General features: G+C 69.2%; 23 protein-coding genes. 15 read left to right on the top strand and 8 right to left on the bottom strand.

What is annotated here, in order from left to right; genetic code table 11:
• Window positions 1-18: 18 nt before the first annotated feature.
• The 13 genes from BLU09_RS07205 (at window position 19) to BLU09_RS07145 (ending at window position 10,801) form a co-directional block, all read left to right on the top strand.
• Window positions 19-2,901 (top strand): hypothetical protein, encoded by a 2,883-nt coding sequence (locus BLU09_RS07205; RefSeq protein ID WP_090487515.1) that lies wholly within the window; start codon window positions 19-21, stop codon window positions 2,899-2,901.
• On the top strand, window positions 2,894-3,946 hold the full coding sequence (locus BLU09_RS07200) for a DUF5131 family protein (RefSeq protein ID WP_090487512.1): 1,053 nt from the start codon (window positions 2,894-2,896) through the stop codon (window positions 3,944-3,946). Before BLU09_RS07205 ends, BLU09_RS07200 begins: the two co-directional genes overlap by 8 nt.
• Window positions 3,939-4,562, top strand: a complete 624-nt coding sequence (locus tag BLU09_RS07195; protein ID WP_090487510.1) for a hypothetical protein — start codon at window positions 3,939-3,941, stop codon at window positions 4,560-4,562. The genes BLU09_RS07200 and BLU09_RS07195 overlap by 8 nt, the downstream gene beginning before the upstream one ends.
• 190 nt (window positions 4,563-4,752) lie before the next feature.
• Window positions 4,753-5,181 carry a hypothetical protein gene (locus tag BLU09_RS07185; protein WP_090487505.1) on the top strand — a complete coding sequence of 143 codons (429 nt, stop codon included), beginning with the start codon at window positions 4,753-4,755 and terminating at the stop codon, window positions 5,179-5,181.
• A 273-nt stretch (window positions 5,182-5,454) separates the two neighbouring features.
• Window positions 5,455-6,339, top strand: a complete 885-nt coding sequence (locus BLU09_RS07180; protein WP_090487502.1) for a KilA-N domain-containing protein — start codon at window positions 5,455-5,457, stop codon at window positions 6,337-6,339.
• A gap of 798 nt (window positions 6,340-7,137) precedes the next feature.
• Window positions 7,138-7,350 carry a hypothetical protein gene (locus tag BLU09_RS38150; RefSeq protein WP_143043117.1) on the top strand — a complete coding sequence of 71 codons (213 nt, stop codon included), beginning with the start codon at window positions 7,138-7,140 and terminating at the stop codon, window positions 7,348-7,350.
• 208 nt (window positions 7,351-7,558) lie between these two features.
• Window positions 7,559-7,816 carry a hypothetical protein gene (locus tag BLU09_RS07175; RefSeq protein WP_090487499.1) on the top strand — a complete coding sequence of 86 codons (258 nt, stop codon included), beginning with the start codon at window positions 7,559-7,561 and terminating at the stop codon, window positions 7,814-7,816.
• A 94-nt stretch (window positions 7,817-7,910) separates the two neighbouring features.
• Window positions 7,911-8,207: a carbohydrate-binding protein gene (locus BLU09_RS07170; protein WP_090487497.1), complete on the top strand. Its 297-nt coding sequence runs from the start codon at window positions 7,911-7,913 to the stop codon at window positions 8,205-8,207.
• A 104-nt stretch (window positions 8,208-8,311) separates the two neighbouring features.
• Window positions 8,312-8,731 carry a hypothetical protein gene (locus BLU09_RS07165; RefSeq protein WP_090487494.1) on the top strand — a complete coding sequence of 140 codons (420 nt, stop codon included), beginning with the start codon at window positions 8,312-8,314 and terminating at the stop codon, window positions 8,729-8,731.
• 106 nt (window positions 8,732-8,837) lie between these two features.
• Window positions 8,838-9,395, top strand: coding sequence for a hypothetical protein (locus BLU09_RS07160; protein ID WP_090487491.1), 558 nt, complete (start codon window positions 8,838-8,840; stop codon window positions 9,393-9,395).
• Window positions 9,396-9,449: 54 nt separating this feature from the next.
• Window positions 9,450-9,692: a hypothetical protein gene (locus BLU09_RS07155; RefSeq protein WP_090487488.1), complete on the top strand. Its 243-nt coding sequence runs from the start codon at window positions 9,450-9,452 to the stop codon at window positions 9,690-9,692.
• Window positions 9,689-10,525 carry a hypothetical protein gene (locus BLU09_RS07150; protein WP_090487485.1) on the top strand — a complete coding sequence of 279 codons (837 nt, stop codon included), beginning with the start codon at window positions 9,689-9,691 and terminating at the stop codon, window positions 10,523-10,525. Before BLU09_RS07155 ends, BLU09_RS07150 begins: the two co-directional genes overlap by 4 nt.
• 63 nt (window positions 10,526-10,588) lie before the next feature.
• Window positions 10,589-10,801 (top strand): hypothetical protein, encoded by a 213-nt coding sequence (locus BLU09_RS07145; protein WP_090487482.1) that lies wholly within the window; start codon window positions 10,589-10,591, stop codon window positions 10,799-10,801.
• 45 nt (window positions 10,802-10,846) lie between these two features.
• On the opposite strand, the gene BLU09_RS07140 is transcribed toward BLU09_RS07145, so the two are convergent.
• The 5 genes from BLU09_RS07140 to BLU09_RS07120 form a co-directional block, all read right to left on the bottom strand.
• Entirely contained in the window at window positions 10,847-11,059 is a 213-nt protein-coding gene (locus tag BLU09_RS07140) for a hypothetical protein (RefSeq protein WP_244171496.1), read from the bottom strand.
• A 2-nt stretch (window positions 11,060-11,061) separates the two neighbouring features.
• Entirely contained in the window at window positions 11,062-11,628 is a 567-nt protein-coding gene (locus tag BLU09_RS07135; protein WP_090487480.1) for a hypothetical protein, read from the bottom strand.
• Window positions 11,629-11,695: 67 nt separating this feature from the next.
• Entirely contained in the window at window positions 11,696-12,214 is a 519-nt protein-coding gene (locus BLU09_RS07130) for a transglycosylase SLT domain-containing protein (RefSeq protein WP_090487474.1), read from the bottom strand.
• A 39-nt stretch (window positions 12,215-12,253) separates the two neighbouring features.
• Window positions 12,254-12,586 carry a hypothetical protein gene (locus BLU09_RS07125; RefSeq protein ID WP_090487471.1) on the bottom strand — a complete coding sequence of 111 codons (333 nt, stop codon included), beginning with the start codon at window positions 12,584-12,586 and terminating at the stop codon, window positions 12,254-12,256.
• Between the two features lie 89 nt (window positions 12,587-12,675).
• Window positions 12,676-13,122, bottom strand: coding sequence for a hypothetical protein (locus tag BLU09_RS07120; protein WP_090487467.1), 447 nt, complete (start codon window positions 13,120-13,122; stop codon window positions 12,676-12,678).
• A gap of 120 nt (window positions 13,123-13,242) precedes the next feature.
• On the opposite strand from BLU09_RS07120, the gene BLU09_RS07115 reads away from it, so the two are divergent.
• Window positions 13,243-13,422 (top strand): hypothetical protein, encoded by a 180-nt coding sequence (locus BLU09_RS07115; protein ID WP_090487464.1) that lies wholly within the window; start codon window positions 13,243-13,245, stop codon window positions 13,420-13,422.
• A gap of 6 nt (window positions 13,423-13,428) precedes the next feature.
• On the opposite strand, the gene BLU09_RS07110 is transcribed toward BLU09_RS07115, so the two are convergent.
• On the bottom strand, window positions 13,429-13,923 hold the full coding sequence (locus BLU09_RS07110; RefSeq protein WP_143043116.1) for a hypothetical protein: 495 nt from the start codon (window positions 13,921-13,923) through the stop codon (window positions 13,429-13,431).
• A gap of 118 nt (window positions 13,924-14,041) precedes the next feature.
• Here BLU09_RS07110 and BLU09_RS07105 point away from each other — a divergent pair, with 118 nt between their 5' ends.
• Entirely contained in the window at window positions 14,042-14,542 is a 501-nt protein-coding gene (locus BLU09_RS07105) for a hypothetical protein (RefSeq protein ID WP_090487458.1), read from the top strand.
• Here BLU09_RS07105 and BLU09_RS07100 read toward each other — a convergent pair.
• Both BLU09_RS07100 and BLU09_RS07095 read right to left on the bottom strand, forming a co-directional pair.
• On the bottom strand, window positions 14,526-16,919 hold the full coding sequence (locus tag BLU09_RS07100) for a fibronectin type III domain-containing protein (protein WP_090487455.1): 2,394 nt from the start codon (window positions 16,917-16,919) through the stop codon (window positions 14,526-14,528). The two genes, BLU09_RS07105 and BLU09_RS07100, sit on opposite strands and share 17 nt — an antisense overlap.
• Window positions 16,916-18,256 carry a hypothetical protein gene (locus tag BLU09_RS07095; protein WP_090487454.1) on the bottom strand — a complete coding sequence of 447 codons (1,341 nt, stop codon included), beginning with the start codon at window positions 18,254-18,256 and terminating at the stop codon, window positions 16,916-16,918. Before BLU09_RS07095 ends, BLU09_RS07100 begins: the two co-directional genes overlap by 4 nt.
• Window position 18,257 lies beyond the last annotated feature (1 nt).

The raw sequence follows: 18,257 nt of genomic DNA, 5'->3' as shown, positions 1-18,257 counted from the left end.
GTACCCGAGGTGCCTGCGATGACGTGCGTGCCGAAGCTGCTGACGACGGAAGAATTGGACCGGGCGAAGTACGAATCCACGAGTGGGGACAGCGCCCAGCATGACTGGCTGGAGACGTGGCGCGAGAGCATCTTCGGCCATCTCGCCGCGCTGGACGCCCAGGCCGCCAAGGTGCCGGAGGTGGTGCGCGTGGCCGAAGCGCACGGATGGAATGGCGTGGACAACGCCAAGCACCTGGCCACATTCCTCGAAGACGAGCTCGGCGCTCTGGCCAAGCTCCGCGCCCAGAAGTCCCCGCCCACGCCCGAGGAGGTGGAGCGGGACCGCGAGGCGGTGCAGTACGCCGTGGAGGGCTACGCGAACCTGACGCAGGACAAGGCAGAGGAGGACCGCGCCCACGATGTGGCGTTGCCCGCCCTCTCCCGCCTCGCCACCCAGGCCGCGCGGGTGCCGGCGATGGAGACGCGCATCACGGAATTGGAGGCGTCGGCAACTGAGGCGAAGGCCGAGTTTGACCGGGGCGAATGGGTGGGAGCCGCTGGCTACCGGGAGTTGCTGGAGCGATTCCAAAAGGCCAAGTCCGAGCGCGACGCGGCGAAGCAACTCGCGGAAGCCCAGGCGCTGGACATGGAGGATTGCAGGAGGCAGCGCCAGGAAGCCCAGGCCAAGCGCGACGTGGCCCGGACGGAGGTGGAGACGCTGCGCGCTCAGTACAGTGAGGAGCGCGAGCGGAACCGGGCGAAGTACGCCGAAATCAAGACCCTCCGCGAGCGCGTGGCCACGCTGGAACAGCGCGTTGCGGACCAGGAGAGGGAGAAGGCTGAACTGCGAGCGTCGGAGGGCGCTGCGGTCGAGCGCGAGCGACAGCAGCACGCTCGCGCCATCGAGGCCGAGTCCCACGTGCGGGAGTTGGAGGAGGGCATCACCTACGCGCTCCATGCCTTGGGCACGGCCGATGCTCACCCGAACGTCCGTGAGCGCCTCCGCGCCGCCCTCGCCACCCACTCCGCGCCCTCCCCCGGGGCGGTGGGCCGGTGCTGCTCGGAGGGGCGCAACGTCGCGTGTGGCACCTGCACCAAACACTGGACCTGTGACGTCCATGGCGAGACGCACACCCCGCCGCCCAGGCTGCTGGAAGGAACCGATGACCGAGGACAAGCGGAGGCGGGCCCGGGACGGGCTCAAGGCGCGCATGAGCCGCACAGCGAGGGCGCGGACGTGCCCGAAGTGCCGCCGCAAGTACGCGGTGACGCGGCACCAGCTCGACCCGTGGACAGCGGTGCGTCGGTGCCGATGGTGCAAGTGGGAGGCTCCGGCGGAGACGTGAATCCGCCCGGGCTGCTGGAGGCGGTGGGGAAGACCGTGGCCGCGTGGGACAACGCTGGCGAGAACGGCGGCAAGGACGCCATGGATGCGCTGGAGGGCTCGATGGCCGCCCTCCGCGCCGCCTTCGACGCCGCGAAGTACCGCGTGGAGGCGTTCCGGGAACCTCCTGAGCCCGAACTGGCTCTCAAGGTAGAGGCATTGGAGAAGCAACTGGCGGATGCCCATGAAGCGCATGCCGTCGAGAAGATGGGGCTTCAGCACGATGTCGACGTGCTCCGCGAGGAGTTGCGCATCCCCCCTCCGCCTCCGAAGGTCTGGGCCGACCTGCGTGACGCCGTGGCGAGGCTGCCCAAGCCCTCGGGGCATTCTGGAGACGAGGAGTCGGGAGAGCACGACGCGGACTGCGAGCTGTGCGGCTGGGAGGCGATTCAGGAGATGGCGCATGCCACCCGTAGGGTGCCCGCACCGCTTGGGCTGCTGGAGGCGGTGGGACGCGTGCTGGACCTCGCTGCGAGCCCGTTCAACGGCGGCGACACCGCATGGCGCAACGCCCTGGACACCCTCCGCGCCGCCTACGACGCCGCGAAGGGCGGGGAGGCCCACACGGCGTGCGTGAAGTGCCACAAGCCCATCACGTGGGATTCATCCGGTGGCGAGAATGGGCGGGGCGCTTGGGCCCATGACGGCAATGCATCGCCAGGGTGCCGCCCGGAACCTCGTGTTGTTCTGGCCGACGCCACCTGCCCGAACTGCAAGGCAGACCATGAGGACGCCGCGAAGTACCGCGCGGCGGTGGAAGGCATCCAGCGCGCCCGCAACCTCCTGCTGTACCCAACTGTGACATGGGACGAGACGGTGCCCGAGGTGCTCCGCGTGTTGGCCATGCTCGTCTCTGACGCCCCCGCGCCCAGCGAGACGCTGGACAAGGCCCGGGTGGTGGAGGTGCTGACGGGAATCATAGCGGACCCGGAATCGTCCCTGGATGCTGACCGGGCGTGCCGTCGCGTCGCGCGCCGCCTCGGCCTCTCCCTCGACACGCCCCCGTCCGGGCCGGGAGGTGGGGACATCGACAACCTGGATGGCGAGAGCCCAGCCGTTGAGGCCGTCCGTCTCGCTGCGGAGGCGGGCCTGCCCGTCCGTGTCACCACCCGCTCCCGCATCGCCCCGACGCCCACGCCGGAAGTGTCGCCGCTCACCCCGGACGTGGCGTGGGAGGACAAGGAGGTGCGAGTCCTCGGGGACGGGACGCTGCTGATTTTCGGCCCGCATGGCTGGGAGGACGGACCGTTCACGAAGACGATGCGCCTCCAGCGACTCGCCCGCGCGCTGGCCGAGGCGAAGCGGGAGACGGCCCACGCGCAGGGGCTGGTGGACGTCGCCGCCCGTGCAACGTCCCAGGCCGTGCGCGTCGCTGCGGAGATGGGCGCCGAGAACATGCGGGAGCAGGCGGCGGAGGAGTGCGACGAGACGGCCAATGACGCGGAGGTGCCAGCCCACACCCGCGAGGTGGCGCGGCTGCTCGCGAAGTGCATCCGCGCCCTGCCCCTCCTCGGGAAGGCGGTGCGCCGTGGGTGATACCGCCATCGAGTGGACGGACGTCGTGTGGAACGTCACCAAGGGCTGCAGCAGGAAGTCGCCCGGGTGTGGCGGTGGCACCCCGGGCCTGCGCAAGGGCGGCTGCTACGCGGAGCGGATGGCCATCCGCATGTCCGGGCCGGGGCAACCGTATGAGGGGCTCGTGGAGTCCACGCCGGCCGGGCCCCGGTGGACCGGCAAGGTGGTGCTCAACGAGGACCTGCTCGACGCGCCCTTGCGCTGGAAGAAGCCGCGCCGCGTGTTCGTCAACAGCATGAGCGACCTGTTCCACGAGTCGCTGTCCTTCTCGGACATCGACCGTGTCTTCGCGACGATGCGCCTGGCCGAGCGGCACACCTTTCAGGTGCTCACGAAGCGCGCCGACCGGATGCGCGAGTACGTGGAGTGGGCCCGCGCCCGTTCCATCGTCGAAGGGCTGGAAGTCGTGCCCGGCAGGCCCATCACCTGGGAGCGCGCGCACCCCAACGTGTGGCTGGGCGTGTCCGTGGAGGACCAGCGCCGCGCCGACGAGCGCATCCCCCACCTTCTGGCGACGCCCGCGGCCGTGCGATTCCTCTCGTGCGAGCCGCTCCTCGGGCCCGTGGACCTGGAGCGCTACCTCAAGCCCACCCTGCACACGACGGGCGGCGAGCGACTCCAGCATCCCGACCCTCGCATCCCGAGCGAGGGCGGCCGGTGGGACTGGGGCATCTTCTGGGTCATCGCCGGCGGCGAGTCGGGCCCTGGCGCGCGTCCCATGCACCCCGAATGGGCGCGTCGCCTGCGCGACCAGTGCGTCGTGGCTGGGGTGCCCTTCTTCTTCAAGCAGTGGGGCGCGTGGGCGCCTCGTGAGTACCTCGACCCGAGGGCGCTCCACGCCATCCGTTCGGACTCCGGCCACGTCGCGCCGATGGCCACCGGGCTGGAGCGGAGTCACGCCGACGCCGCGTGGCAGGCCATCGAGAACGTGGGGAAGAAGGCCGCCGGCCGCGAGCTGGACGGACGCACCTGGGACGAGTTCCCCGGGGAGGCGTCCCATGGCTGAGAAGAAAGCCTGGGTGGTGGACGTGGGCGACGAGCACCAGGAGGTGGTGTTCGCCACCTGCGAAGGCCGGGCGCGCGTCCTCGCTGGACGAGAGGCGGGCGCGGACCCGCGCGAGGTGACGCTGCGCCACGAGCCTCGCCTGGACGAGTACGCCCCGGGCCCGGTGCCGGCGGAAGCGCTGCTGGGCCTGGGCTGGTGGCTGACGTGCGGCTGGTGCGAGCACCACGTCACCGCGGACGGCTGTGACACCTGCGCGGACGACGCAGAGGGCGAGGGCGGCTCCGCGCCTGAGCCCGTCACCGAGGGCGCCAGCGCCTGGTGCTCCGCCGGGCATCGCGACGCGGACAAGGAGGACCGGGCCGAGCGCCGCCAGAGGGAGTCCACCGCGCGCGCGGCCGCCCTGGCCCGGCTGCCTGACGCCGAGGTGGAGTGGGCCTCGGCGACGAGCGACGGAGGCGCGTCCGTCCACCTGCGCGTCCCCGGGTGCCGTGGCCCCGTCACCTACGAGTGGCCGGCGGGCACCTGCCTGGTGCAGCTCTGCGACGTGCACGTGTTGGTGGCGCTGTCCGCCCGCACTGCCCTGGCCGACTGGGAGTCCGAGGGAGGTGCCCAGTGAGCCAGCTCCTCTTCGCCCTGGTGGATGCCATGCTCCATCGGCGCTGGGCCAGGACGCGGCACACCCGGAGCAGGCTCGCCAACCAGCGGTTTCGCGACCGGCTTGAGCGGTGTTGGTGGACGGGTGAACTGCGCCGCGCCGCCACGCTCGCGCGCTGGTGGCGCAGCACCTGGCCGATGGGAGGCGCGCCGTGCTCCGCCACACCCTGACGCACGCACTGGAGGACCTGCGCCACCGGGTGTCCGCGGGCTCGCCCAGCCTGACGGTGGCGATGCGGTACGTGCGGCTGTCGGACCGCGCCCGCGTCGAGTTGGACAAGCTGCTCGACGCCACACGCTTCGAGGTGGAGCGCGAGCAGTTCGCGTCCCCATTCGCCGGCCGCGAGTCCCGGGTGTCGACGCGGGCGCTGGTGAATTGGGTGGAGGCACGCAAGGCCGTCTCTCACTGCGAGGGCCCGCGCTCCGCCGGAGGCCTCGGGCTCAAGGGTTGGGAGGACGTGGGCGGACTGACGCGCCTGGAGACGGTTGGGCTGCTGACGCTGGCCATGGAGCGGCTGGAGCGGACTCCCGAGGTGGGCGCGGGCCCGCTGTTCCCCGGGCTGCAGGCCTCCAGGCCGTAGTCCCGGCAACTGCAATCGCACACTCCAAGTTCCGGGTCGGGGTCACCCAGTGTTCACGCTCTACAGAGGAGAAACGCAGCGAAAGAAATGTCTCGCGTTGACGCTAAAATACCTCCCCCATAGCTTGTGGCTGGTCGATGGCGCCCCCAGACGCTGACGACACAGGTGGCAGGCTCAATCACAGTCAGCCATGTCCACACACCATCGCGGGACCGGGCACCCACACGGCTACGTCGGCCGTTGGTCAGTCATGCTCTCGCCCCAGGAGGTCGCATGACGTGTAGGTCAGACTCCCTCGTTGTCGGTGAAGTCGTTGTCCGCCGGGACGCCCACGGCAGGTACTGCCTGAACGACCTGCACAGGGCTGCCGGACTGGAGAAGCGCCACCAGCCCAACGACTTCCTCCGACTCACCAGCACCAAGGAAATCATCGCGGCGATAAACTCCGGGGAACCCCGGAGTTTGCCCGTGCAGACGGTGGAGGGCCGGAATGGCGGCACCTACGTCTGCAAGGCGCTGGTCTACGACTACGCCATGTGGATTTCGGCAACGTTCCGCCTCAAGGTCATCGAGGCATTCGACGCGATGGTCCGCGGCGTACCGGATGCGCCGGCCACGCCTCAACTCCCGGGCGACTACATCGAGGCACTGGAGGCCCTCGTCGTGGCCGAGAAGGAGAAACTCCGGCTCTCCGCTGTGAATGCCCAGCAGGCCCAGCAACTCGAAGCCCAGAAGCCGGACGTCGACCTGGCTCGGAGATACCTTGGGGCGATTGGGAACAGGTGCCTTACGGACGCGGCGACAGCACTCGAAGTCCCGCCGAAGTGGTTCGTCCGATATCTCCTGGACAGCAACATTTGCTACCGCCGCCCCCAGCAGCCAGGCCAGAAGAGGAGGAACCGCCTCCTGCCTCATGCGGAGTTCGTGGCGAAGGGGTACCTCGTCAACAAGGCACGTCTGGTGGAGCGCCAGACTGCGGAAGGAATCGTCCAGGACGACCGAGGGCAGACGATGGTGACCCCCGTGGGCATGGCGTGGTTCTTCGCCCGCTTGAAAAGCACCGCCGGCAGCGGCGTCGCGAACATCGCGCCTGCTCTGCCCGCCAACCCAAAGCAGGAATCCCTGCTGGCCAAGGCCGACGGAGGCGAGCCTGGGTAGTTTCGCGGTCCACTCCTCAGAAGCGAGGAGTGTCGATGCTCAGAAGCGAGCCTCGGACCGTTCCTCGAAAGTGATGAACGGGCGCTCTGCGAAAACGCAGAGTGGAGGGGTCTGGACGGAACAGACCCCCACTCCGGAGTTTCCCGGAGTGGTGTCAGTGTGGGTTTCCCCATACTGGACGCGGATGCTCTCGCGGTTCGTTAGGCCATCGGTCTGCGGGGCTACTGCGGCTCAGCAGAGTTTCGCGCGGGGCGCTCCTGGCAGGACAGGAACCCCCTCCGGGATTCCCCGGAGGCCCCCGATATGGGAATCCGCATATCGGTCCCGCGTACTGCGCCGATCCTTCGGGGCAACACCCAGAACCTGGGTATCGAGGGGCCAGAACCGTTCTGGCTCCCCTCTGAGCGATGTGGCCACGCCCACATCGGGGGTCACAACGGATGTGACCCTTCGGCGCCAGACGCTCCGCACCCGGTGCGCACGGTGACGTGAGCGGAGTCATTGGAGAATCTGGCTCAGGCAGCCCTGAAAAGGCCCAGGCGCTCCGCACCGTGCCGCAAAGGGGACCGACAGGCCGTTCAGAGGCCCATTCCGGCCTGAATCCCGAGCGGTTCTGAGCGCTTGGCAAAGGGGATGGGCCTGCCGGGAGCGCCCTGGATCCAGGGGGGCGAATACCGTCGTCATTGCTGACGGTATTCGTGGCGCTCCTGCCCTGCCAGGAGTGGTCGCGAGGGAGTCCGGTGCCCGACGACTGGCACGCGGCCAGGTAACAACCGCCGCGCCTCGCGTCCTACTGGCGTGAGCCCTACCGCCTACCGCTGCCCAGGCTGCGGCGCCCAGTTCGAGCGCCGAGGCACCCTCCTCCTCTGCGCCAACGAGCGCGCCCACCCGCAGGACAGGACGACCCGCGCCTACCACGTCGGCCGCCACGGGCGACTCGTGCCAGCCTCCCGCTCGGCCATGCCCACCTGGCGCGCCGCCGTCGCCCGGCTGACGGGTGAGCCCGAGTAGGTGCCGCGCTGCCATCACCCTGGAGAGGGATTCCTCGCCTGCCCGTCTCTGCCTAGGGTCGGACGCCGACGCGGTCTATCCCTGTAGTTACGGCGGGTTGAGCGGTCGCTTCAGATTTAGCGACGCCGCTATTGACCATGACTAGCGACGTCGCTATAACCCACCCATCGACAGCGGCACTCCAGCCGCGCGAGCCCACGAGGTAGCCATGTCCGCCATTCTCGACGCCAAGTTTGCTGCTGACCTCCTCAACCGCGAGGACGTCAACCCCATGGGGTACGGGGAGTTCAAGCTGGGCAGTGTCCCGGGCGTTGTGCTGGTGCTGGAGCACGGCAAGTTCAAGGCCAGCTTCCAGGTGACGGCGCCGGGGCGGGTGAAGCGCGCGGGGCTGAGGAAGGTGAAGAGCGTCACCTCCGAGCACATCATCAAGGCGCTGGAGGGCGCCGGTTACGAGATGGTGGACTGAGCGCACCGGCTCGCCCCGGGCCTGCCGGGGCTGACTGCCGGGCATTACCCGGTACCACGCAGCACCCCACCCGCTGCACCCGAGGACAGACACCATGACCGAGCCCACCGTCGTTACCGCGGATACCCTGGATGACCTCCACCTGCCCCACGACCTGGAGCGCGAGGCCCGAGAGGTGTTGGCGCGCGGAGAGCGCGTTGACCTCTACGAGGGAAGATGGGGCGACGTGCGCGTCACCACGTTGGTGGTGGACGGCGTGCGCGCCGGGCAGGCGTCCAACGCCACCGCCCAGTGGGGCGACTGGGACGAGGTGTCGCAGACGGTCCGCCTGGACAGCGGCGACGTGGTGGACTTGGACGGCGACACTGTCAGCGACAGCGCGGTCGCCTGATTTCGTCACCCGGCCGCGATGGGATTTCACGCGGCTGGCGTCTCTAGCAGTGATGCCCTCGGGCGATTTCTCGCTGTCCCCGGCCGAGCCGGGAGGAGTCGAAGATGCACACCGGATACGTCCGACTCACCGCTGGCGCTCTCGCAGGCGACTTTGCCGTCCAGTTGCCCGCCGACAACCAGTGGGGATTCGACCTCCACCGCGCCCAGGGCGAGGACTCCCAGACCTGGTCCGGCGGCGTCGGACTCGCTAGCGAGTGGGAGGCCGTCTCCCGGCAGGCCGTCCCCGAGGATGTGCGCGCGGAGATGGACTGGCTGTTCACCGCGTCAGACACCCACAACGTGTGCGCCGGGTGCGGCGAGGTGTTCGCCCGCGCCGAGCTGACGGCGAACGCAGTGGGCCAGGACTTCTGTCGGCGCTGCACGGAGCAGGCGGCGCGTGAGGACGACGTGGCGCGCGAGGAGGAGTCCGCCACGCTCGCCGCGGAGCAGGCCCGCCGCGAGGCTGAGCAGGAGCGCGAGTAGCACCGCCGTCCCCTCGCGGGCCTCTGGCCCGATGCCTTCGGGCGATGCCGCCGCTGTCCGGGGCGGCCCTCTCACTTCGCCCGCCACGCGCGGGCACGGAGACGCCATGACCTCGCTGCTGTGCCTGAAGACGTACGGAGAGAAGCTCACGCCCGAGCAGGTGGTCGCCCTCGGTGATTTCTTCTGGCAACAGGGACTGTTGTTCGCGGGTAGCCTCTGTGGGTGGGAGCAGCGGCACACGTCTGGCGCCCAGGTGGCCTGGACCTACTACTACTCCCTGGAGCCCGCTCCGCTCCTGGCCACGTTCGGCTGGGTGCTGTACGACACGCTCCACAACGGGCGGCCTCGCGCCCTCGGCTGGAGCCAGGACTACTGGACCCTCTATCGCGAGCAGCTCCTGCGGTCCCGCGCCTACGAGCCTCCCTCCGGGTGGGAGATCCACGAGGTGGGCCAGCGCCGCCACGAGGACGACAAGGCATCGTTCGCGGAGTGGTTTGGCGTGTCGGAGTACTCGGACCAGTGGCGCAAGGAGAAGCTGCCGTGTGCGCCGTCCGTGGTGCCGTCGCTGACTTGCCGGGAGCTGGGTAGCAACGCGGCGTGGACACACGTCGCATACCCGGTGGCCAACCGCGTCGAAGAGCGCCGCGCCGTCGCCGCCCTTTAATCCGTTTCACCACCCCGCCCGACCGCCAGTCGCGGCCGGGCCTGCAGGAGAAGCATGCCCAAGCACGACACCTCGAAGACTCCACCCCGGGCTCGCCGACTCCGCGGAGACGTGCCGTTGAAGCGCCTCGGCGTCCGCCTCACCCCCGCCGGCGAAAGCGCCCGCGCGCACCTCGTCGAGCACCTTGCCCGCCACCCGCGCAAGGAGCACCCGGCCAACGACTCCGGTGCCGTCAACCTCGCCCTTGAGGAGGCGGCCAAGGCCCGAGGATGGACGCCGCCCGAGGAGGACAAATGACTGGCCTTGCCGAGTTGGTGGCCGAGGTGCTGTCCGCGCTGCGGTCCGCGCCCGCCGGGCTGGACCTGGTGCCCTTTCGCCAGCGCGCCCTCCTCACCGCCCAGGCGGCCTGGGACGAGGGTGCACCGCTTCGCGCGCCACCCCTCGTCAACGTGGCTGGGCTGGCGCTGGCCGGGGGCGCGCAGCTCGTCGCCCATCAGGTGCGGCCGGCCGCGGCACAGCACGTCGCGGCGACTGACTTGCATTCCCTGCCAGACTCCCCGCCCGCGATCCTCCGCCGGCCGTGGCTGCTGGAGGTGCGGCGGCCCAGCGCTGGCGAGCGGCTATTCGGCAGCACCTTCGCCCTTGGCGGGTACACGGTGGAGGGCGTCACGTACCTCGTGGGGCTCACCGCCTCGGGCGCGGCCAACGTCGCCCCGTGGCGCCCGCAGTGGACGGGCGGCGACCTGGCCGAGGGGACTCGGCAGGCGCACTCACCGCTCATCGAGGACGTCGGCGAGCACCAGTCCTGGGCCCGCGACGCTGCCCGGTTTGCCGTGGTGTACGCCCTCCTCTGCGAGGCCGAGGGCTCGCCGTTGCGCGTGGACGAGGCGCGCAAGAGGGACGCCGTGGGGCTGCTGCCGGTGCGCAACGTCTACCTGGACGGCGCGCTCGGCGGCGGCACCACCACTCTCCCTGCCCCCGCGCCTACGGGTAGCCGCGTCGCAGAGGAGCGACAGGTGCGCGGCCACCTCAAGCGCCAGCGCCACGGGCCCGGCCTGACGCTGTCGAAGTGGATTTACGTGTCGGGCTACTCCGCCTGGAGGTGGGTGACGCCGGGTGGCGAGTCGTAGATTCGTCAGGACCATCCAGGGCGCATAGCCTCACCTCGGGCACTCACGCCCAAGGGGGAACCCATGAAGAAAGAACTGGACGCATTCCGCGAAGCACGGACGGACCTGATTGCAGACATGCAACTTGTTGAGTTGCTGAAGCAGAACCCAGCAATCAGGGACGTGGGGCCTTCCGACACGCTTTGGGATGCGGCATTCAAGCGCGTGACGGCCAGCCGGGCCAAGTACAGCGCGGCTGTGGCGGCTCTGGAGATTGCCAAGCCAGACCCAGCGTAGACGCAAGACGGCCCGCCCCAGCGCACCGGAGCGGGCCGCCTCACCTCACCAGCCGAACGTGTAGCGGATGCCCGCGCCCGCCATCCGCTCGCGGGCGTTGGCCTCTGCGAAGGCGAAGAGCCCGAGGTTCGGCCGAAGCCGCGCGCCCAGCTCGCCGCGCACGTAGGCGCCGGAGAGGCTGGACACGCCGGCCTGAGCCTCCAGGTAGCCGGTACGGACGGGGACACGAGACAGCACCCCGTCCAGCCCCGCGGCCACGGCTAGGCGCGGGGCGTCTGAGGGACCGTGGTCAGCGCCGTCACCGTCGGGAGCGCGGTGGCGATGCCTCTGGCGGCGAGCTCTGCGGCCGTCTGCACGGCCTGCTTCGCCGCGGCCTTCCCTGCTCCGTGGAGCGCCTCGAAGCGCAGCTTGGCGTCCTCGGACTCCTGGGCGGTGAGCTTGTAGCCATGCCTCGCCATCTGCTCGTTGAGCAACTTCAGGGCGAGCGCCAGCTTGTCGTCGATGGTGTTGGTCGTCTTCAAGGCGAAGGACTCCACCGCGAAGTAGACGTGCTCCACGCCCTGGGCGAAGGCGCGGAGGCGGGCCTCGGCCTTGTCCTTCCAGACGCGCCGCGCGAGCCACCCACCACCGAGCACCACCCCGGAGAAGATGATGCCCAGCGCGTCCGGGCTGGCCAGCAGGCCGAGCAGCGCGGTGCCGATGGCGGAGAGGATGGAGGCGGACACCTCGGTGGGATCGCTCGTGCTCGCGGCGGCCAGCGCGACGGCCGGCCCGGTGAGGACCATCGCCACCGTGGCGATGGCGAGCATCTTCAGCTTCTGTTTCATACGGGTGCTCCTGACTGCGGGGGATGCCCAGCGCCGAGACGCCGAGCGGGAACGAGTGCGCTGACGCTCAGGCGCCAGACGCAGCGGGCGCGGAGCCAGCGAAGCGCTCGCGCCGCGAGAGGACGTTGCTGGCGTAGTCCCGGCCGGTGGTGACGCCGTCCACTGCGGCCAGGCGCTGCGCGTCCGTGGCGTCCGGAGGCAGCCGCGCCAGCGCGGAGCGCACCCGGCCCAGGCCCGCGTTGTACGCAGCAAGCGCGCCGGCCATGTACCCGTCCAGGGAGTCCAGATTGCGCCGCAGGAGGCGGCAGCCGTACAGCACGTTGACGGACGGGTCCTGCCACAGCGGCCGGCCCAGGTCGTCCACGGCCGAGACGAAGCCCTTGTGGGCCCTGTCATCCACCTGCATCAGCCCGCGCCCGTGGCCGTGGTCCCCAGTGCCGCTGGGCCCCTTGGGCGTGAGGGCGTCGCCGCCCAAGGACTCCCTGTCCATGACGGCGTACACCAGCAGTGGGTCCAGGCGGTACAGCGCGGCGATGGGCTCCACCGTAGAGCGCCAGCGCGAGAGGCGAGAGGGAAGCTGGGACATGGGTACTCCAGAGAAAGAGGACGTCAGGTGCGCCGTAGGTCAGGATGCGGAGTCCTGCGCGGACGACGATTGCTGCGACGCGCGGACGGCGCGAGCCTTCGCGAGCCACAGCTCTCCCTGCGCACCACGCTCCCAGACGCCATCCGCAGTCAGCGACTCGCCGGTGAGGTCGGCGCACGTGCGCATGTAGTCGAAGGCGCGCTCGTAACCGAACGGATGGATGGAGTGGCGGAGGAGAATCCCGAGCGACTCGGGGTTGCCTCCGTTCTTCGCGAGCATCTCTTCCGCCTCGGCCCGGAACTGCTCAACGGTCACCGGCGTCGTGTCGGGCACGTAGTCGTCAACATCATGCTCGTCTGCGGGCTGGGACATGCGGTGCTCCTGGGGTGCTGCGCGTGAAAGGGGAGCGCGCTGCGCCACCATGGCGAGCGTGGAGACGAGCGCGCGCGGAGGGCGAAGGCTCACGGTGTGGGCCTCGCCACCTTCTGCGGGTCCACGAGGTTGGCCGTGTGCTGGATCTGTCGGGCGCTGCGCTCACCCATCAGCAGGTGCGTCTCCCGGACAGTGCGCTCGAGTTGGGGCCGGACCTCGGCCTGCCACGCTTCCTGCGCGCGCATGCGCTGCTCCATCAGGCGGAGCACCGAGTCGTGCTCGCGCACTACTCGCAACTCCGTCTTGATTTCGTGGACTCCTTCCACCACCGTCTCCATCCTCTGGACCAGGAGGGGGACCTGGCTGGAGGCGGACTCCTGCTCTTCGAGCGCGTTCAGGCGCTGCTGCAGCACGGGCACCTGCTCAACGGCCGCCTCCGCCTTGGTGCTCCGGCGGGACAGCAACTGGGTGAGCAGCGGGCCGGCGATATTGCTGACCGCGAACATGACGACCGCGGCCTCGGGGGAAAGCTCCATCCCTCAGCGGGTACGGGCCCCTCCCGAAAGGATTCAAGCGGCCAGCCGGGCATTCCCCGACACTGGCCGGTGCGCAGGCTATGTGGCAGTTTTCACGGCATGCCACTCCACAGGTGCAGATTGGACGTCCCCTTTATCCACTTCTCACTCGGCATCCATGCCAAGGACCCTGAAGAGGCCGCGCTCAGTTTCCGGCTTGAAGTCATCGGAGCCGGCCACCCGGAGGGAGACATCATTGTGACGGACCCGCGCGGGACGCGCTTCCGCTTCACCTGGGGAATGGTGATGGTGCTGAAGTAGCCGCCGTCAGTCGACGACGCCACCGCTCAGCGGGTCGTCAGGGTCCTGTACCGCGTCACCGACTGAGTTTCCGCCCGAGTCCCCCACCTCAGCGGCTGGCTCATCATCGGCGCCAGCGGCGAGACAGGCGGCCAGTGCGGGACGCAGCCTCTCGGACTCCTCGTGCGACAACCGCCTGAGGTGGTCCTGCAACTGCGTTAAGTAAATCTGGCTCTCCACCATGGCGTCGATGCGGTCAATCAGCGTCCGCATGGGAGCCAGCGTTTCCGCCTTGAGCGCACGGGCCCTCCGATAGTCCTTCGCCTGGATGGCGAGGTTCGTCCTCTCAAGGGAGACCTTGAGCAATTGAAGCGTGACTTGCGCATCGTTCAGCGCTGCGGCGTTGGCGACGTACCTCGTGCACTCCCTCTTCACCTCTGCCGGCTTGAACGTGGGCGTCTTCTGAGCAAACGCAGGCGTACACGCGACGACACTCACAGCCAGGGCAATGGCGATGCGCATCCCCCAAGCGTAGAGCGCCCTGACGGCACTGGGGCAATGGGTCATGCCCGACACCCATCATGGCCCATTGTGGGCCATGACTCCTAGTGCTAGGCAGGTAGCTCACCCGGAGGTTTCCATGGTCCGCCACATCCTCGCTGTTGCCGCTGCACTTCCGCTATTTGCCGCGTGCGGACGTGACGACACCACCGATGTGGCTGGCTCCGTGGTGAGTGCCACCCAGAAGCTTGAGTCCGTCCAAGCCTTGGCGTCGTGCTCCGACAAGGCCGATGTTGAGTTCACCCAGGACTCTCCGGCCCTGCTTGACCTCGGCACTTTCGATGTCGTTCCCGGGCAGGAGTACGCGGCGAGCCTGAACTACTACCAGCAGGCAGCCGCGCGTGGTTTCGCTGGGGCCCGACTTGAGGTCCGGTGGTTCGACGCAAGCGGGACGGAGATTTTCCCCTCCGCCCTCCTCATGGAGGGCGCCGCCGTCAACACGCATTCCACTTTGACGGGCCGCAAGGTGGCGCCGGAAACCGCGACCACCGCTAGGCTCCTGGTCGGCCGTACTGCGGCGACGCCGCATGTGCGGATTGCCTGTGCCGCATTCCTCGCGCCGCTTACGCCCCGCCCCTAAATGACACCCCCTCAAGACTGACGAACGAGACGTCTCCTGCCTGGAGCGTCACCGTCCCGTCCGTCCCGATGACGAGCAAACCCGGAACGCCGCCAGCGCACGCAACGGGATGGTCGATGACCGCCAGTGGCCGGACCTCCTCCGACAGCGTGAATGCAGGAGTGTTGATGGTCCCGCCTGCGATCGCGCCCTGGAGTCGAACGCGGCCTGTGCTGTCGCGGTAATAGGACGCCGGCGCGCGCCCATTGGCAGTGTATGCGGCCCATCCATTCGTGAACACGAAGACGGGCTGGGATGCCTGTTGTGGAGTGGTGTATTGGTCGACGGATGCATTGTCGATCGTTACCGCACCAAGCGACATGGCGCGCCCCACCACGAGTCGCCCATACCGGGCCCCGGCCGGAGCAACTGCATGTCGAACGAGCGATGTCCATGCACCGCTAGCCGTCCCTTCGGTCAACACTGCTGCCGACGTGAGCTCGGTGAACGTCGAGTCGTACCAGTGTAGATTTAGCCGCGCGCCACCGGATGGCCCGCTCGTCGGTCGCAGATAGCGGAGCCTCGCCACGTATGTCTGGCCCGCCGTAACAGCGAAATACTGCGACGCCATCAACTTCTCGCCCATCGTCGTGGAAGGGAACGACACGGCGTATGTCGCCGAGTCTGCCGCGTTCGTCCGTAGGGCGTCGACACCGAATGTCCCCGCCACCATCGTCCAGCCATCGGGAGGAGCGGACCCTCTCAGCGTCCACGCCTCGAAGGAGGGGTTCGGGGTCAGGCTGGAGAAGATGACGAGCGGAGCCAAGTCGTTCGGTGCCACGTACCGCGGCGCCAGCTCCACCTGGGCCGACGCCGGACCCACGTTGCCGTAGCGGTCCCTGCCGCGCACCAGCGCGTAGTGCGTGGTGCCGGGCACCAGGTCGGCCACCTCGAAGCGGGTGGCGCTCGCCGCGGCCTTGAGGGTGGCGTTGCTCGGGGTGAAGCCCGGCGACGTGGAGAGGTGCAACTCGAAGGAATCCCACGCCGGCCCAGCAGACGGGGGTTTGAAGGACAGCGCGAAGCCGTTGACGGTGGCCGCCGTCGCCAGCTCGGAAGGCGCGTCAGGGCCTGCCAGGGCGACGAGGGGGGCCACGCCCGGTGCCGCCTCCCTATTCATCCACGCCGTGTACGAGGTGGCCGGGCGGCCGCGCAGTTGCAGCCGCGTCTTGGCGACGCCGTCCGAGGTGAGTGTCTGCTCAATCGAGATGACGGCCAACTCCTGCGGCGTGGCCAGCCCGACGCCATCCGGCTCCAGGTGGACGAAGTCCGCAATCTCCAAGGGCCAAAAGAAGGGCAGCTCCAGGTCCACCTCGAGGGCGGAGTCGGAGAGGTCGGCCACGGCCGCGTCAGCAAGGCGCTGCGCCTCCACCTCCGTGTTGATGTTGGAGTTGCTGGCCTCGGTGATTTGCATCCACCTCCGGCCATACGCCGTGACGCTACTGGGGTTGATGGACGTCACCGTCCGCCGCGTCGGCAGCTTCATGGCGTCCAAGACAGCGGCGTCTCCGTACACCACCTCCACCACGTTCCTGATGTCGCGGAGCTGCCGCCGTACCTGGGGCTCGGCGACGTACTGCTCCGGGCCGAAGGTCCACACCGGAGCGCCGGGCAGTCTCTCCGGCGCGCGGAACACCAGGTACCAACCATGCCCCTCGCGGTACATGAGGCGGAGCTCCCAGCCGAGCTGCTCAGCCAGGGCTGTCAGCGCGTCGTAGACGGGCTCGCGCTTCTGCGTGTAGCGGCCCAACTGCCACATGGGGTCCACGGGCACGTACAGCCCGGGGCCAATCCCATTGGGCACGTTATCGCCGATGATGCTGGTCATCACCGTCTGGACGGCGTGCCCCACGGTGTCGTTGCCGTAGTTTCGCTCCTGCTCGATGAAGTAGTCCTGGAAGATGCCGGCCAAGTCTCTGCCGGTGAAGCGCACCTCCTCGCTCCCCACCGTCACCTCGTCGATGCGCCCGAGGAAGACTTCGCGCCACGCGCTCTCCGTTGGCCGCGTGCCCGGCGTGCACTGCACCTCGACTCTGAAGTAGCGCCCCTCCTGGAGCAGCGGCACGAAGGTGCCCTGGTAGGAGTTGGCGAGGCTGCCGCCCACCATGGGGGACAGGGACTGCCGCGCCCCACCCGGCCCGCTGCGCCGGACGGTGACGCTGGCCTGGGCCACGGGCGTGTCCAGCGTCTCATTCCAGGTGACGCCCATCAGCCAGTCGTTGCCGAGCAGCGCCGTCAAGTCCACGAGGGACGCATCCGGCCGGTGCACGCGGACGCGCAGGTGCGTGACGTACGTCGACGTGCGGAGCGTGCTTCTCTCCTGTGGGGTAAGGACTCTCATGGCACCGCCTGCAGCGTGAAGTCGAAGGACTGCCCCGTCACCAGTTGCCCACCCTCCAGCCACTCCTGCACCTGGCCGGCACCGGCGTCACCCAGCACCAGCCCGGGCGCAGGGAGGCTGGTGCCTGCGGCGCGCTGGTACGGCAGCGGGCCAAAGGCAGCACCAGCTGCACGCCACGGCGCCAGCCACGCAGTGGGGGCCGAGTACGGCAGGGCCACCACGTCGTCCACGTAAATGCCGGCGTTGGTGGGGTTGTCGAAGCCAGCGGCTGCGCCGCCGACATGACTCATCGTCAGGCTGCCCGCGCTGTCCACAGCAGCAAGCGCGGTGAGTCCCGGCAGAGAGTACGTCCCCCACGGCGCGCCTGCCGCGTACCAGGGCGCCACCCAGGAGTCGGGGGCCACGTAAGGCAGCACCACCAAGTCGTCCACCAGCAGGGGGACGTTCCCAGGGTTGGGGAAGCCGCCTACGCCTGCAGCCGTGGGGCACAGCAAGGTGGCGGGGCCTCCGGGCAAATTGGTCCAGTCGCCGGTGCTGGAGTACAGCGCGCCAGCGCTGGGAGGGCTATTCCCGACGACGCCGTTGCGGCTGATGTTGACGCCGGGCCGGTGGATGTAGTGCGTCCATGAGGACGCGGTGGTGAGCTTCGCCCAGTAGGCCACCGTCCATTGCGTCCCGAGGCCCGTGGCGTAGCGCAGGGTGCCGCCAGCGGAAATGGACGCGCAGCGCCCGAAGCGTCCTGGGCCATCCACTCCTGCCGTCACCGTCCCGGTGGTGCCCGCGGGCGCGAGGCCCTGCGTACTCGACAGGCTCGTCTGAAATGTCCAGGAGTTGCCCTGGGCGGGCGTCGCCACCGAAGCGTCAACGTAGAGGGGCACGTCCGAGCGCTGCACATAGTGTTTCCAGGGTGCCCCTGTCACGTCGACGCGGGCCCAGTAGCCCACCGTCCACGCGGCGCCCAACTGCGTGGGCCACGTAATCGCATCGCCAGCGACGAGGCCGAGCGCGCCAAGGCCGGGCCCGAAGAGTCCCACCCCTGCCGCATGGCCTGGCGCCCCTGTGACACTGGAAGGCCACAGGCCCCGGCTGGAAAGCGTGTCCGTTTCAAACGACCAGGAGTGCCCGTCCCCATTCACCAGCGCGCGCAGTGCCGTGGCCTCGGCCATCGCGCGAATGGGCGTTCCTGCCTCGTACTGCATCACCACGCGGCGCACGCTGCTGAGAGGCCACCCGCTGAAGCTGCGGCGCTTCTCACCCAGCAGCGTCGGGGAGAGGCGCATGGGCCTGTCCGCGGAGACAGGCAGGGGGATGCCGGAGAGAGTGAGGTAGTCGGGCATG

It is taken from the genome of Myxococcus virescens, from assembly GCF_900101905.1.
Classification (GTDB): Bacteria; Myxococcota; Myxococcia; order Myxococcales; family Myxococcaceae; genus Myxococcus; species Myxococcus virescens.
The sequence above is the reverse complement of the archived record's forward strand: the minus strand, read 5'-3'. Positions and strand labels throughout refer to the sequence as shown.